General features: G+C 43.5%; 14 protein-coding genes and 1 pseudogene. 2 read left to right on the forward strand and 13 right to left on the reverse strand.

The features are described from left to right. Nucleotides 1-1,476, reverse strand: a 1,476-nt coding sequence (istA, locus tag SIN01_RS07210; RefSeq protein WP_244935250.1) for an IS21 family transposase, incomplete at its 3' end; no start/stop codon positions are given. A gap of 248 nt (nucleotides 1,477-1,724) precedes the next feature. Beyond that, nucleotides 1,725-3,272 carry a recombinase family protein gene (locus tag SIN01_RS07215; RefSeq protein WP_010024368.1) on the reverse strand — a complete coding sequence of 516 codons (1,548 nt, stop codon included), beginning with the start codon at nucleotides 3,270-3,272 and terminating at the stop codon, nucleotides 1,725-1,727. A gap of 79 nt (nucleotides 3,273-3,351) precedes the next feature. Between SIN01_RS07215 and SIN01_RS07220 the strand changes: the two are divergent. Further along, nucleotides 3,352-3,699 (forward strand): annotated as a pseudogene (locus tag SIN01_RS07220) (manganese catalase family protein); the annotation flags it as partial. Between the two features lie 54 nt (nucleotides 3,700-3,753). Here SIN01_RS07220 and SIN01_RS07225 read toward each other — a convergent pair. From SIN01_RS07225 to SIN01_RS07240, 4 genes are all read right to left on the reverse strand, one after another. After that, nucleotides 3,754-4,212 (reverse strand): DUF2663 family protein, encoded by a 459-nt coding sequence (locus SIN01_RS07225; RefSeq protein ID WP_010024370.1) that lies wholly within the window; start codon nucleotides 4,210-4,212, stop codon nucleotides 3,754-3,756. A 69-nt stretch (nucleotides 4,213-4,281) separates the two neighbouring features. Continuing rightward, nucleotides 4,282-4,848, reverse strand: a complete 567-nt coding sequence (locus SIN01_RS07230; RefSeq protein WP_010024371.1) for a CPBP family intramembrane glutamic endopeptidase — start codon at nucleotides 4,846-4,848, stop codon at nucleotides 4,282-4,284. Beyond that, a complete protein-coding gene (locus SIN01_RS07235; RefSeq protein ID WP_010024372.1) occupies nucleotides 4,845-6,377 on the reverse strand; it encodes a RecQ family ATP-dependent DNA helicase in 1,533 nt (510 codons plus the stop codon). The genes SIN01_RS07230 and SIN01_RS07235 overlap by 4 nt, the downstream gene beginning before the upstream one ends. Beyond that, nucleotides 6,367-7,446: a YpbB family protein gene (locus SIN01_RS07240; protein ID WP_010024373.1), complete on the reverse strand. Its 1,080-nt coding sequence runs from the start codon at nucleotides 7,444-7,446 to the stop codon at nucleotides 6,367-6,369. Before SIN01_RS07240 ends, SIN01_RS07235 begins: the two co-directional genes overlap by 11 nt. Nucleotides 7,447-7,730: 284 nt before the next feature. Between SIN01_RS07240 and SIN01_RS07245 the strand changes: the two genes are divergently transcribed. Further along, nucleotides 7,731-7,988: a ferredoxin gene (locus SIN01_RS07245; protein ID WP_010024375.1), complete on the forward strand. Its 258-nt coding sequence runs from the start codon at nucleotides 7,731-7,733 to the stop codon at nucleotides 7,986-7,988. Between the two features lie 659 nt (nucleotides 7,989-8,647). Here SIN01_RS07245 and SIN01_RS07250 read toward each other — a convergent pair. From SIN01_RS07250 to SIN01_RS07280, 7 genes are all read right to left on the reverse strand, one after another. Next, entirely contained in the window at nucleotides 8,648-10,438 is a 1,791-nt protein-coding gene (locus SIN01_RS07250) for an ATP-binding protein (RefSeq protein WP_010027466.1), read from the reverse strand. Next, nucleotides 10,435-11,157, reverse strand: a complete 723-nt coding sequence (locus SIN01_RS07255; RefSeq protein ID WP_047034860.1) for a response regulator transcription factor — start codon at nucleotides 11,155-11,157, stop codon at nucleotides 10,435-10,437. Before SIN01_RS07255 ends, SIN01_RS07250 begins: the two co-directional genes overlap by 4 nt. A 177-nt stretch (nucleotides 11,158-11,334) precedes the next feature. Beyond that, on the reverse strand, nucleotides 11,335-12,060 hold the full coding sequence (locus tag SIN01_RS07260) for a pseudouridine synthase (RefSeq protein WP_010027097.1): 726 nt from the start codon (nucleotides 12,058-12,060) through the stop codon (nucleotides 11,335-11,337). Nucleotides 12,061-12,183: 123 nt separating this feature from the next. After that, entirely contained in the window at nucleotides 12,184-12,714 is a 531-nt protein-coding gene (locus tag SIN01_RS07265) for a spore maturation protein (protein WP_010027095.1), read from the reverse strand. Further along, nucleotides 12,711-13,298, reverse strand: a complete 588-nt coding sequence (locus tag SIN01_RS07270) for a nucleoside recognition domain-containing protein (protein ID WP_010027094.1) — start codon at nucleotides 13,296-13,298, stop codon at nucleotides 12,711-12,713. Before SIN01_RS07270 ends, SIN01_RS07265 begins: the two co-directional genes overlap by 4 nt. Continuing rightward, nucleotides 13,295-14,344: a D-alanyl-D-alanine carboxypeptidase family protein gene (locus tag SIN01_RS07275; RefSeq protein WP_237760137.1), complete on the reverse strand. Its 1,050-nt coding sequence runs from the start codon at nucleotides 14,342-14,344 to the stop codon at nucleotides 13,295-13,297. The genes SIN01_RS07270 and SIN01_RS07275 overlap by 4 nt, the downstream gene beginning before the upstream one ends. A gap of 270 nt (nucleotides 14,345-14,614) precedes the next feature. After that, nucleotides 14,615-14,938 carry a hypothetical protein gene (locus SIN01_RS07280; RefSeq protein WP_010027092.1) on the reverse strand — a complete coding sequence of 108 codons (324 nt, stop codon included), beginning with the start codon at nucleotides 14,936-14,938 and terminating at the stop codon, nucleotides 14,615-14,617. Nucleotides 14,939-14,955: the final 17 nt, after the last annotated feature.

Raw genomic sequence — 14,955 nt, forward strand, 5'->3', positions numbered from 1 at the left:
ATTGGCTTGATCCACCTTGTAATTCCTTAGGACATCCGGTGCTTTTTCACTCGGTAAATCCGTAACGATGACATCATTCGTCATTTCCTGGATGATCTCATGAACTGCTTCATACCGAAAGATTTGTTTCTCTTCCGCTTTTTGAATGGCTTGCGTTAAACGCTTCATCCCGAGCTCCCGATGGAGGAGCAGCAGTCGGACAAACTTGCGATCACCGTCCGCTCCTTCCTGTTCACGCATCTTCTGATGGAATCGCCGGAACACTTCTGGGATTTCCGGGCTATGGAAGGGATGGGCATCTCTGATCGCACGCGGTTTCTTTAGTAACACATCCAAATAGTGATCCAGATGAGTGAACATTTTGAACCGTTCATAAGAGCGCGGATGTTCGGCGATCACTTGATTTTGAGCCACGATGATCACTCGATCGACGAACTTCTTAGCCCAGACGGCTTGGCCAACATAACCACAGGGCACCGAGTATTGATTCGTCTCTATATTGATCAACGAGAGAGGATTGACCTTACAAGACACCAGATGGCACGCTTCAAAAGCTGTTTCTGGGAGGGAACGGAGCGTCCGCTTTTCTTTGGCCCAAACCTGTGCAACGGTTTCACTGGTATGTGGAACGGTTTTCCGTTTGGCTTCCTTTAAGCACCAATCAAGCAGGTCATCATTCAATTCATCCATGGATTGAACGTCTGGACAGGGAACAAAAGCATTGCGCCGGGTATACCCAACCGTTCCCTCTACACGACCTTTTTCATTTCCCTTTCGGGGATTAGCGAAAGTTGCTTTGAAACCGTAATGGGCTTGAAGCGCCAGAAAGGTTTCCTGCTCCAAACGGTCTCGCCCCTTTAATAGCTTCATTACAGCGGTTTTTAAATTATCAAAGAGACCTTCAGTAAGTACACCACCTAAAAATTCAAACGCATGAACAAAACCATCCAGAAAGGCTTCCTGCTTTTCGTGGGTATAAGCTCGAACAAATCGCAAGCGACTGGCCGAGACCTGAAGGCAAAAAAGATAAATACGTTGCTTTCGACCCTGAAGGATGATATCCGCCTCTCCCCAGTCAAATTGGAATTGGTGGCCGAATTGAAATTCGAGTGGAATGAAGACTTCCTGATGGGATGGTTTGCGTTTGGCGACAATCTTTCGAATATTAGATGCCGATCCTTTAAAGTGATAGTCCTCTACTAAACGTTGATAGATTCTCGCTGCGGTGTGCTTTTGTTTGACCCAGCTTTTTTGATCATCCGCAAGCCACTGGTCAATGATAGGCAACACACGTTTCGTCTCCTCTGAGTATTCTTTCTTTCCGTATGAACGTTGACGGATTAAAGTAGTTGGAGCCTCCTTCTGTTTGAGATATTTACTCACCGTGTTTCTCGAAATACCCAGTTTTTTAGCGATCTCTCTTTGGGAAAGACCTTCAACCTCCTTTAGAAATTTGATACGATGATAGTTAGCCATATTGATCATCCTTTTCTTCCTCTCCCTATGTAGATTGTTGGACACTTTCTATCATAAGAGAGAATGGAAATACTGGAAATCATGTGGCTCATTTTTATGTGAGCAAATTTCTTATTTATGGCTCATTTTTAGATTATCAAACTCACCTTTTCCGCACATGGACAGCATAGCCTTCTATAAGGCCTGTCATAGCCTTACAGCGGCATGTTCTATTTTCCCATCAACACACCAAAACAAAAACAGAGAAGTTAGCTTTCCTTCTTCTCTGTTTGTCCTTTGTAATGTATTTTAATGTTAATTTCTGCCTTATGGTCACCGACCCTTGTATATTCAATATGGTCAATCAGTGTGGTTAACAAATAATTGATTTCCTTTGTCTCTAGGTCTGATGTACCATTTAGCAGACATTTTAATTTGTTTACTGTCCCCCGCAATTCACCAATCTTTTCACTTCTCGATTGTCTATCTAATCTTTCTATTTGTTTTTCCAAATTTTGTTTTTGAGTTTTTAACTGCCTAATTTCCTTTTGTGCCTCATCCTCTGTGTATATTTCCGCTACGAAACCTCTTTGCACCCTTTTGATACTAGCGGCAATCTTTTTAATGTTTGCTTTTAGGATAGTTTTTTCATCAGCAGGATTAGTACTGTCTTGCCTTATGTTTTTCTTTATATCCTCTAAGTACAGTTCTAATCTGTTAACAAATTGACTAAAATTGGCATAGAATACCTTTTCAAACAAGTCTAGTCTTACACCTTTGTTTTTGCAGACAGTATAACTTCCATCATCAGAATAATGCCTTGTTTGACAAGATGTAATTCGAAGTTCTTGCCCTTTTCTTCTTTGAAAGCTATGTGTTCTTCCGCATAAACCGCATTTAATTAAGCCTGTGAAAATAACCTTCCCTATTCTAGACGCTGGCGGCTTAGTCGCCCTGCTTTCTCTAATTTCTTTTACCTTTTCCCATTTCACAGGTGATATGATGGGTTTATGTGCATTTTCTCTAATTATTTGTTCATCCTTTAAAGCCTTTAGTTGTTTAGGCTTTCCACAAGGTTTTTTATGAATCTTTGATACTTTTGTTCTACCATAGATAGCCGTACCCTTATAAACAGGATTAGCTAATACTGCAGAAATTCTAGCCTTATCCCATTTTGAATCAGATGGCGTTAATATCCCCTCTAGGTCAAATATTCGTTCTATTTCTGTAGAGGACTTACCTGACAGATATAACCAATAAATTCTTTCGATTATAGGGGCATTTTCATCAGGTACAAGCCTTTTTGTACTATGGTCATAGCTATAACCCACAGGGGTCTTTCCCCCAGCCCAATTACCTTTTCTAGCTGAATCTCTTTTACCCCTTATTAGCCTTTTCTTTGTTTGCATATATTCCATTTTGGCAACAAAGGCATAAATAGTACCCTCAAAGGCATCACCATCATTGTTATAGTCAAATGGCTTTTTATCTGTTATAAGTAATACATTATATTCCTGTAATAATGCTTGAAATTCTTCAAATCCGCCCTGTGAACGAGTTATTCTGTCTTGGTCTGTACACACTACTGCGTCATAGTCATATTTTTGAATTCTGTTCACCATTTTAGTGTATTGAGGTCTATGTTTATCCTGAGACGAACCAACTTCTTTATAAACATCATATTCCCAATTATTTTGTTCACATTTTTCAATTTGTGTTTCTAATTGTTGTTTTAAAGCCTTCTCAGTCTCATCGTCCCTGCTTTTCCTACTGTAAATAGCAACTTTTTTTATGTTATCCATAATAGTCTTATTCAAAGTCATTCACCACCGAAACTTGATAAATTCTTGATGTGTCTGTATTTTAACATGATTAACCAATGGTTGCAATATAGTTTTGGTCTATAAACTGACAAAAGATGCGACACCGGAACAATTAAGAGAAGCGGGTCTCGGCGATCACTATGTCGATCACGGGAAATCGGTTTATTATCATAATGCAGCCGGTCAAAAATTTGATATGGGCCTACAATCCAAAGGCGACCCAATCGCTGATTTATATGAGGATATTGCTGCAGAAGAAAAAGCGCGATCGACGTATCAATGGATTATTAATGTTACCGATGATCCGATGATCAACGATTCCCTGGGTTACCTGCGTGAGCGTGAAATTGTTCATTCACAGCGCTTCCGGGAGGCAGTAGAAATACTTAAGGAAGAGCAAAGTAAAAAAAGGATTTTCTGATCCTTGAACAAATCGATCAAACAGGCTGCTTTCCAACTTTGGTATAGCAGCCTTTTATTTATAGAAAAGATTAATATCAAACTCTTTTTTTAAGTAAGTCAGTACATTAAAGCGAATCGTATCGCTTTGCACATCGACCTCTTCAGACGGCCACAATTCGTCTGTACGTTCGATGATTTCATCTTTAAGGTCGTCGTAGTCATCATCCGCATCTTCTCTTTCGCTGTGCGTATAACTAAAAACGAGTAAAAAAAGCAAAGACAAGAGCAGAAAACTTACGCTAAATGGCTGAGTGATGCGCATATAAAAGTCATGGATCGAACGAATGGCGCGCGCGTTTAATAAAAAAGTAGAGACAATCACGATACCGGCACAAAGCATAAGGCTAATTCCGGCGGCAGCTTCTCTTCGCGCCCACCGTTCTTTGACCTTCTTTCTTTTGATCATCTCGGTTAGTATCGTAAACAAAACTCCGGATATCTGACCATTATCACGGTATTCTTTTAGAGACATCGCCCCATCACCTCATTTCAATACTATGAAGGATGCGATGAAAATAGGACGAGTTCATGTTCGATCTCTTTATGTACGCTTGTTTTTCTTCATTTTCTCGAGCAATACCGGCAAGCTATTGATCAAAAAATGTGCGATGATTGGGGCAATCAATCCACCGGATACTTCGCGAAGTCCGCCCAAGATGAAACTAATGCCAACGATAAAGAATAATAAAACCGGTTGTTTGAGGTAACGAAAATGAATCAATGCAAAAATCACATTGGCTGCCCAAAAACCGATGATCGATTGCAAGATTCCGCGAAATAACGTTTCTTCAATACAAGCAACACCCAGCATGACGACCATCAATTCCGGCAGTCGAAATGCGTGTATCAGCTGTTTATTTATCCCCCCGTCATCAAGCCAGTGATTAGGCAGCCACTGTTCTACTGCAGCTTGCAGCAGGACAAAGAGCAGTCCAATCCCCGCACCTTGAAGCACATGAATGATGTGAAAGTGATACCATTTGCTTAAAGAACGTGTGTGATCGAACACGATAATGAACATTGCCGAAATGAGAATCAGCATGCCTTGCGATGCAAAGAGCGCCTTTCTAATTTCTGAAATTCCCAGTGTATCATTGGAATTAGTCAAAGTGGCGACCGCCCGCTTTCTTGAAACAACGCCGCTAATTTCTGTTTCCAATCCATTAACCGCAATTCTGTGCGTTTCTTCTTCGGTATCCTTTGCATGAGCTCACTAAGGGGGATCCCGCAACGATCACAACAATAGGCCGGTTTTTCTTGTAATTTTTCATGGTATACCCGTAAATAAAATTTTCGCCTACAGGAAGAGGTCGCCAAATAGTTTTTCATAATCGAGAGATCATTGACTTGTACGGCCACGCGCTCTTTAATTCGCATACGACACGGGTCAAGTAGCGATGAATAGGTTTGCTGAATCGGTTTTTCGGATGCGTGTTCAAATAGAAAACGTGCGGCTGTTTCTGAAACGCCCTCTTCCATCAGAACGCTCATGAATTCATTTTTATCCGCAAGCGACCGAGTGCCTTGATCCAGCTGAAGGAGTACGCGATGGAGCATTTCATCGCTCGGAAAGTTTCCATCAATGAACCCCTCCGGCAATTGTTCATCACTTTTTGTGTAAAAAAGAACAGCGAGCCCTTGCTTGCCGTCACGAGACGCGCGGCCAATTTCCTGCAAGTAGGCATTCATCGAGGATGGAAAATGAAAATGAACGATTAAGCGAATGTCCTGCTTATTTATCCCCATTCCAAACGCATTTGTGCAGCACAGGAGATCAATCTGATTATCGAGAAACTGATTTTGTATTTTTCGACGGTCAATGGAATCCATTCCACCGTGATAGAAAGCCGTTCGAAGCCCTAATTTTTGCTTCGCCTGTTCTGCCAGACGTTCTGTCCAGTCACGACTGGCGCAATAAATAATGCCCGGATAGGGAGCCTTTTCCAGCAAATGAAAAAGCTGTTCCGTTTTTTCCTTCTGATTTGCAGTCTTCTGGACGATAATTGCAATATTCTCTCGGTCAACACTCATGATTATTTGAGCAGGATGGGTTAAATTGAGCGAGCGAACCACATCATCTCTGACGTGTTCATCTGCCGTTGCGGTAACTGCGAGACAAGGGGGCTGACCAAGTTGTTCTCTAATGTCGGCCAAATGCATATAATCCGGACGAAAGTCATGCCCCCACTGAGAGACGCAGTGCGCCTCATCGACAACAAACAAAGAAATTGTTATTTTTGAAAGTGCTTTGATTACCGTTTGCGCGCGCAGCATCTCTGGCGAAAGATACAAGAAGCGCAGCGAACGCAGATTCTGAAGCACGCGTGACCGTTCGAACGGATGCATCAATCCATTCAGGGCGCGGACATTTTTTTCCCCCGTTAATCGTAAGGCATGCACTTGATCTTCCATCAGTGACAAAAGTGGCGAGATGATCAGCACTGTTCCTTGTAAAAGATAACCGGGGATCTGATAGCAAAGCGATTTTCCGCTTCCTGTCGGCATCATTGCAAAAACATCTCTTCCATTCAGTACATTGACTATAATTTCCTCCTGGCCGGGACGAAACTGTTCATGCCCGAATTGCTCCTTCAGGATTGTTTGCGCTTGCTTTAAAAACGATTGGTTACTGCTCATTGATACGCACCACTTTTCTTCCTGATACTGCATTTTTGGCCAGTGCTAAGCGGATTTGAAAATACGACACACGCTCGCCGAGATGATTTTTGATCGGTTTCAATTGACGCGTTTTTAGATGGTCGGCCACGTTCATAATTTGCTGTTCACACGCTGTGGAAAGATAATCGGACAACCAGTGATTAACCTTCTTCAGTGTCAATTCAACGAGATGATCTTCGATCGTGCTCACTGCCAAATGACGTTTACTTGCGATGTCATGCAGCGTTAATCCTGTTTGAAGCAGCTTTCGCGTTGTTTCAGCGGTTTTTGAGAGGCTGCTTTGTCTGCCGATAAGCAGTCGTGAAAGGAAAGGAAATTGATCGGGGGATCCTACGAACAGGTTCATCATACGCCTTAACGCCGATTTAAAAAGTATACTACATTCTAACGCATCCCTCCTACTCGCTTCTGCCATTTGGTCCAGCGTGAGACCAGACGCCTTCCATCCACTCAAAAGCGCAGACAAACTGTTTGCTTCGTCATCGGGCATTGTTAAAAAAAGCTGATACAATTCATTAAAAACAATGCGACCGAGCTGATCGCGCGTTGGCGGACCGGACAGAATTAGCCTGCGTACATGCTCGCTGATTTCCGGCTGGCGGACAACAGGTAAGAAGGCTGACTGACCCTGGCACAATGCGGATACCGTCTGCACAAGCAATTGTAGTTTCAGCCAAAAGCGACCTTCTTCATTGATTTGATCGATGATTTTTAGGCCATCAGGAATCAATCTGTTTTCTGGAAAAACATCGAGCAACTTTACCCCATCTTCAGTAAGCACAAATCGCGTACATTCAGCATCGATAGGCTTAATCAACTGCGCGCGCTGCAGGTGTTCGATCCGTGCATCGAAGCAGCTGCGACTCAGTTCAGAACATGAATGAAAGAAAGGTGCGACATGAAATAAATAGCTGTCCTGAACACTTTGTGAAGATTTTTTCCCTTTAAGCAGATGGTAGATTCCTGAACATGTGCGTTCACCGCAGAACTTTTGGACTAAATAGAGCAAGAGCGCATCCTGGTACAATAAAGCATCCTCCTCATACACAGTTAAGGAAACAATCGTTTTGTTGCGATTATTGCTTTGTTTCATACGGCTGCATGAGCAGCAGTATGTCCCTACGATTTACTATCCTTCATGCTCATCGACAACGTTTTGAATCCCGCTTCTTTTATTTTACCTTTTTTGTGCGTTGATTTCGACAAATAGTCACGGTTGTATCCATAACTCTATTGAAAAGATTAAGTCGCTTCTTTAAAATAAAAGTCAATGAATCAAATTCATCGACTAGTGAAAGAAAGGAAATGACTATGGCTGAGAAATTTACAATTGTAGATAAAGAAACATGTATTGCGTGCGGTGCATGCGCGGCATCAGCACCTGATTTATATGATTACGATGAGGAAGGCATTGCTTTTTCAATGCTTGATAACAACAAGGGAGACGCAGCTGTTCCTGATGAGCTGATCGACGACTTGGTTGATGCCTATGAAGGCTGCCCAACCGAATCGATCTGTGTTTCAGATCAGCCGTTTCACGGCAAGCCAAATCATACGGTTGGCATCTGACTCGAAATAAAAGAGATAATGCGAAGATGATCCCTTTCGTGAATAGGGGTCATCTTTTTTAAAATGAACTGGTGACACTGCTCTGTTCCATTTGCTCAGAACACACTAATGTTCCTTAGTCGCCCGTCCTATTTTTATAAGGGTCAAGCTTTCGATAAAGGCAAACGCTTCCGAACGCTCTTATGATTTTCTGCAGCTTTTACGATTAAAGAAAAACCAAGCCGTGTTTGGTCCTTACTTCCGCAGGATGCGGTGGCTTCCGCGTTGCATACAGGACGTACACGCCTTTAGCGAAAGTTCCCTTACAAATAGCGGAAGTTCCTTTAAATTAGCGGAAGTTCCTTTTGCTCTTAATGTTGGCTTTGGTTTTTGTGCACGCTCCGATTGCTCGCTTGCCGCGGGCAGTCCAGGAGCCTCCTCAGACAGGCAGGAATCTGCGGGGTCTCCTTTGGCCTGTACTTCCGCAGGCACCAGAGCATCTGCTCTTGATTCTTAGCCAAGACACTGGTCTATTGGTTTGAAGAAGGGGCAAAATCATCTACTTTCTTATCCTGTAATAAAAATGCGTAACTGCAAGTTTTCATCTTTTAACGCTGCAAAAACAGGGGTGCCAATCGATAAATCATAAACAAATGAGATGAGAAACGATCTTTCCTGATCTATGATTGAACAGGCAGCGTCCTTTTTAAGGTAAATTGAAAGGTTGTTCCTTCACCCTTAATGCTGTTAACCGTAATCTCACCGCCATGTGCTTCAACGATGTGCTTTGCAATGGCAAGGCCAAGACCCGTACCCGCTTTGCCGCGTGTTCTTGCTTTGTCTGCTTTATAGAAACGCTCAAAAACAAACGGAATATCCTCTTTGGCAATCCCGACGCCTGAGTCGGTAATCCATACATGAAGACGATCCGTCTCAATCCGCGCTTTGACGGTGACGAATCCGCCTTCTCGTGTATGTCGGATCGCATTATCAATCAAATTAGTCATGACCTGTTCCACACGATCCGGATCCATAAAGAACTTTGTTTTACCGATACCCTCCAGGTCCGACTGAATCTTTATTTTTGTATCCGAAGCTAGTTTACTGAATTTTGTAATGTTATGTTTAAAAAAGTCGCCAAGTGTAACCTTGTGACGATCCAATTGGAAGTGGCCAGCCTCTAGTTTAGCGAGATCTAACAGTTCATTGACAAGACGCCCCATTCGTTTTGATTCATCAACAATAATTTGCGCCATGTCCTTTTTATCTTGAACGCTCTCTGCAATATCATCAATGATCGCCTCACTATAACCCTGCATCATGGCAATCGGCGTTCTTAACTCATGGCTGACATTAGCGACAAAGCTGCGAATCATCTGATCGTTATGGCGTTCCTCTGTCATATCGCGCAGCACGGCCACAGACCCACGCACTTTTTCCTGATCATACAACGGCCGCAAGATCACGACCCAGATCCGCCCCTGCACTTCGAGTTCAAGTGTCTGCTGCTCGTTTTTTTCAGCTATTCTATGAAACAGCTTTTTCAATGGGTCCGGAGTCTCTGCATGTGATCGAATACTTTTGTGTTCATAGTTCCATGAGTAGATAAAGTGCGCAGCCGGTGGATTGGCGGCAACAATCTGAGCTTTTGTATCCATGAGAAGCACTCCGTCCGCCATATTCTGAAGAATACCGGCGAGCTGCTCCTTTTCCTGACGTAAAGCATTCATATTTTCCTTCAACTTTTCACGCATATGATTAAAAGCTACCGCTAAATCGCCAACCTCATCACGCGTTACGACCGGAACTTTAATGTCAAAGTTGCCAAGCGCAACTTGACGTGCAGCTTTCCTCATTTTTCTCAGCGGAGAGCCAATTCGTGTTGATAAAAAGAATGCGAAAAACGTTGTTAATAAAATTGAAAAACCCGCCGCAATAAAAATAAGTTTCTTTGACTGATCAATCGCATTTTGCGCGATCTGTATGGACTGCACCATATAAACCGCGCCATATGTTCCCGATTCATTGCGTACCGGAACGCCTACGACAAGCAGTCGTTTGCTTGAATGCTTCTTAGGTACCTGAAACATGCCGATTTTTTTGACCGGTTTTCGACCGGTAAGTGCTTGTTTTAATGTTGCATCCTGTTCGAAGAATGCGCGATGCAATCCGGAAGTAACGGTTTTAGAGGCACTGCGCCACTCCTGATTCCGCAAAACCAGAACATACCCCGCATTATATACGTCCGCCAAATCATTTACTGTACTCAAGGTCTCATTCATTGTCCGTCCTTGGGGATGTACGACTAATTCAGCGGATTTCCGGCCAATTTTCTCCATTTGCTGTTCCGCTTGCTGAATATTATTATTCTGAAAAAACTGAAGCAGAAACAACGTAAGAAACAACAAAACAATCGTAACAATAGCAATTATGGTCGCCCATAGCTTGCCAATCATGCTCCGCCAAATCATGTTGCAGCGTCTGCTTCAATTTTATAGCCGACGCCCCAAACGGTAACAATCATTTCTGCTGCTTCTTCCGAAACCTTGTTAAGTTTTTCGCGCAGTCGTTTGACATGTGTGTCCACAGTTCGTAAATCGCCGAAAAATTCATAGTTCCATACGTCTTTCAAAAGCTGTTCTCTTGAGAAGACTTTATCCGGATTTTGCGCTAAGTAATAGAGTAGTTCATATTCTTTTGGCGTCAGGCTAACCTCATGCTGATCAACTTTGACACGGTGCGCATCATGATCAATAGTCAGATGCGGAAAGACAATAACATTTTTTGTTGTTGGTTCCGTTTCTAGAAACTTAGTTTTAGAAGAACGCCGCAACAATGCCTTAACGCGAAGAACAACTTCGCGTGGACTAAACGGCTTAACGATATAGTCATCCGTACCGACTTCAAAACCTTGGACACGATTTGCTTCTTCACCTTTGGCTGTCAGCATGATCACAGGCGTAGCCTTTGACTCACGAAGTTTTTCACAAACGGTCTCGCCATCCATTCCTGGAAGCATCAAATCAAGCAAGATTAAATCATAATCTTTCTCCAATGCCATTTGTAGAGCAACCGAACCGTCTTCAGCCTCATCAATCGTATATTGCTCACGTTCCAAATACATTTTTAACAGCTTACGAATCCTTTCTTCATCATCAACAACCAAAATAGATGCCGTTTTCTCTTTCATCCAGATCCTCCCTTTTCCGAGCAGCGCCTCTATCTCTCTGTATTCGAATTTTTTAACTTTAACGCGATCCCTGACTTTCCAGCATGGTTAAGCAAAAAAACTGCCATACATCGACATTCCCTGCAATTGTGTCAATCCTATGTCTTATTTTAAACAATTTCTTTAAAAAATACAGTATTATTTCTGAGTGTCTGTTTCACGCGCAAGCGTTTTGACCTCAAAAGCGGTCAGTTCACGAGCCTCACCCGGGTGCAATCCTTTCAAGTCGAGAAATCCGTAGCGTTCTCTTTTCAGTCTGCACACATGGAGATGAAGTGCTGAGAACATCCTTCTGACTTGACGGTTTCTTCCTTCATGAATCGTTAGCTGGACAGAAGCTGTTCGCTTTTCCTGGTTCGAGGAAAGCAGCTTCACGCGTGCCTTTGCTGTCATTCCATCCTCCAAATGAATGCCATTAGCCAATTGGCTCAGTTGTTCGGCTGTTGGGAGCGGACGAACTTCTGCTATGTATGTTTTATTAAACTTGTAACTGGGGTGCATTAACCGATTCGCAAGGGCTCCGTCATTGGTCAAGAGCAGCGCCCCCGACGTGTCGTAGTCGAGCCGACCGACCGGGAAGATGCGTTCCGGAACTTGCTTAAAGAAATCAACAACCGTTCGACGTCCACGATCATCTTTCACACTTGAAATCACACCAACCGGTTTATAAAAAAGGTAGTACACAAGTTTTTCTTTATCCAGCGGGACACCGTCAACAGCCACTCGATCAGTTGCAGAGACCTTTGTGCCTAGCGAATCAATCACTTTTCCATTAACCGCTACTCTGCCATCAAGGATTAATTGTTCCGCTTTGCGTCTCGAAGCAATACCGGCACGCGCGATCACTTTTTGTAAACGTTCCATTCTTCCACCTCAAAGGATATCATAACGCGGCAACTCTGTTTTCTCAAGTTTCAATTGTTATTCATGGTTTTGACACACTACGTTCATCTTCGTTCTTCATCGCGAGTAGGACTTGTAAACGGGTCACCCAAAAGCCCAAGTAACGATGCAAACGGCACTGATTACACCGACAAGATCGGCAAGCAGTCCAACCTTTAAAGCATCGCCGATTCGATGGATCCCTACGGCGCCAAAGTAGACGGTAACAACATAGAAAGTCGTGTCGGTACTGCCTTGCATGACGGAGGCAAGGCGCCCAACAAAGGAATCAGGTCCGTAAGTCTTGACGAGATCCGTCATCAATCCAAGAGCTCCGGTTCCGGATAATGGTCGCATTAGAGCAAGCGGCAGCACTTGAGACGGCATGCCGATCGCCGACATCAGCGGACGAATTAAGTGGGTTAGCGCATCCATTGCGCCGGATGCACGAAAGACACCGATCGCAACCAGCATACCGACCAAAAAGGGCATCACCGATATGGCCAGTGAAAATCCCTCTTTTCCGCCTTCAACAAATGCATCATAAGACGGTACTTTCTTGAGCGTCCCATAAAGCAAAACTACCGCGATCAGACATGGAACGAGCCATGTTGAGAATGTTGTAATCAGACTCATTTTTTTCTCCTCCTGCGATGATGGAAGTAACGGTCAATAAGAAGCGCTGCAGTAGTCGTACAAAGCGTTGCCAGCAAGGTTGGACCGACAATGTCCGTAGGTGAATGGGCACCGCTCTGCATCCTAATTGCAATGACCGTCGTCGGTACCAGCGTCAGTCCCGAAGTATTCAGGGCAAGCAATGTGATCATCGATCGGCTCGGCGTTGTTTTGCCTCCGCTCAGTTTCTTCAATTCTTCCATCGCTTTAATCCCCATTGGGGTAGCCGCATTACCCAATCCGAACATATTGGCAATTGTATTCGATAAAATATAGCCCATTGCCGGATGATCCGGAGGAACCTCAGGAAAAATTCTTTTCATTAGCGGTTTAAACAGATTGCTTAGTTTGTTCAGAAGGCCGGACTTCTCTGCAATTTTCATCAAGCCCAGCCAAAATATGAGAATGCTGACAAGCCCAAAACAAATCTGCACGGCGTCATTCGCTGAAGAAAACAACACCTTGTTGACGTCATCCATCGTACCGTTTACCGCAGCATAGCCCATGCCGATTAAAAAAAGCGCAACCCAAATTAAATTAATCATTGGTTTGTCCCCGTCAAGATCGATTGAAACAAGCCGCTAAAGCGTGACCAAAAATGAGATTCTTTTTTCTTTGCCTGCTTGTAGTAAATCGGAAGCGATGCGAGCTCTGTCCGTCCCAAAAATAAGGTTAACCGGCCGGCAGGTGAATCCGGCTCCCAATTCTTCACATTTCTCGGTTTAATGAGCACGAGCCGTTTTTGAATCTTTCTTTTTTCATGCTTTGCAAGCGGCAGCACAAGTGAGCGCTTCGCATAGATATGATTCATATAAAATTTATGCACCTTTGCCTTTATTTTACCTTTTTTAACGACTTCAACCGGTGTAAAATGATCAAATGCCCAGTCAAACATGGTTTGATGATCCTTCCAGTCATCGCCGTCATTGAGCGTAACAGCAACGAGATTCAGGTCATTTTTCGATGCAGTTGAAATCAACGTTCGGTGCGCTACTTTAGTAAATCCGGTTTTCCCACCGGTCGCATATTTATATAAAGACAACATTTTATTTTTATTCTTCCAAACGCGCGCTGCTTCTTTATTGGTTGCAGGCACCCGGTGCAGTTTTGTTCCCGTCACTTTACGAAACGTGGCGTTCCCCATCGCATAGCGCATCAGCAGTGCCATATCATATGCTGTTGCGTAATGCTTCGGATGCTCAAGTCCATTAGGATTGGTAAAATGCGAATCGGTCATGCCAAGCTCACGTGCTTTTTCGTTCATCAACAGTACAAAACCTTTCTCACTGCCGGCCACCGCTTCGGCGATCGCCCGTGAAGCATCATTTCCCGAGCGCAGCATCAACCCGTATACGAGATCTCGTAGCTTCATTTTTTCGCCCGCTTTTAAGTAAATTGATGATCCCTCGGTGCGCAGCGCCTCCTGGCTGGGGGTAAAGGTTCGGTTCATTTTACCTGACTCAATTGCTAGAATGGCAGTCATGACCTTAGTAATACTGGCAATAGGCAATTTTTCCTTACTATTTTGTTGAAATAATACGCGCCCGGACGACTGATCCATCAGTACAGCGGAATGCGCAGAAACATGCACTGCCGAAGCCTTTGAAGTTCGTGGAAAGATTGAAAAAACAATGCTGAAACACAGAAAAAACAGGAACGCTCTTTTTAGCATGACTCCCACAGATTCCATCCCCTGTCCTAATCTTTAGCAGACGCTTTTAGGGTGAAGTTATCCGGGATCATCATTTTCATAGGAGCTGATAAAATGATTCACGACACGTGAGGTACTTGTACCCGGACTGTTTGGACACCCTTTATAAGAACGGTATGCGAGGACAAGCAGAATATGAATGGATTTCTATCAGATATAGAAGTGAGCCGCTTGAAACAGAATGATCCAAAAGATGAAAAACACCGCTTGGATGATGATCCAATAGAGTTGAAATCGTTTTGAACCAAAGGATGCACAAATAAGGAGTAGGAATGGGACTAGCACAAAAACAGTAAGAAAGACCAGTAAAATCAAAAAAAGAAACACTTTGGTAAAGAAAGCGCCATGCACCATCAATACGGCAAGCAGTGCAGGTACCGCGATAAGCAGCGGCATACTTAAACCGAGAGCAATCACCTGCCAACGATATTCTTCAGCAAAATTTTTCCAGTAGCTTTTTAGCTGTTCAAACACGAAAAAGCCCTCCTGTT

Origin of the sequence: Sporolactobacillus inulinus (genome assembly GCF_006539285.1) — a bacterium.
Taxonomy (GTDB): domain Bacteria; phylum Bacillota; class Bacilli; order Bacillales; family Sporolactobacillaceae; genus Sporolactobacillus; species Sporolactobacillus inulinus.

Bases quoted from the DNA above. Each gene is read 5' to 3' on its own strand.
- SIN01_RS07225 (WP_010024370.1), bottom strand. From the start codon at position 4,212: ATGTCTCTAAAAGAATACCGTGATAATGGTCAGATATCCGGAGTTTTG.
- SIN01_RS07235 (WP_010024372.1), bottom strand. From the start codon at position 6,377: ATGAGCAGTAACCAATCGTTTTTAAAGCAAGCGCAAACAATCCTGAAG.
- SIN01_RS07245 (WP_010024375.1), top strand. From the start codon at position 7,731: ATGGCTGAGAAATTTACAATTGTAGATAAAGAAACATGTATTGCGTGC.
- SIN01_RS07250 (WP_010027466.1), bottom strand. From the start codon at position 10,438: ATGATTTGGCGGAGCATGATTGGCAAGCTATGGGCGACCATAATTGCT.
- SIN01_RS07255 (WP_047034860.1), bottom strand. From the start codon at position 11,157: ATGAAAGAGAAAACGGCATCTATTTTGGTTGTTGATGATGAAGAAAGG.
- SIN01_RS07260 (WP_010027097.1), bottom strand. From the start codon at position 12,060: ATGGAACGTTTACAAAAAGTGATCGCGCGTGCCGGTATTGCTTCGAGA.
- SIN01_RS07265 (WP_010027095.1), bottom strand. From the start codon at position 12,714: ATGAGTCTGATTACAACATTCTCAACATGGCTCGTTCCATGTCTGATC.
- SIN01_RS07270 (WP_010027094.1), bottom strand. From the start codon at position 13,298: ATGATTAATTTAATTTGGGTTGCGCTTTTTTTAATCGGCATGGGCTAT.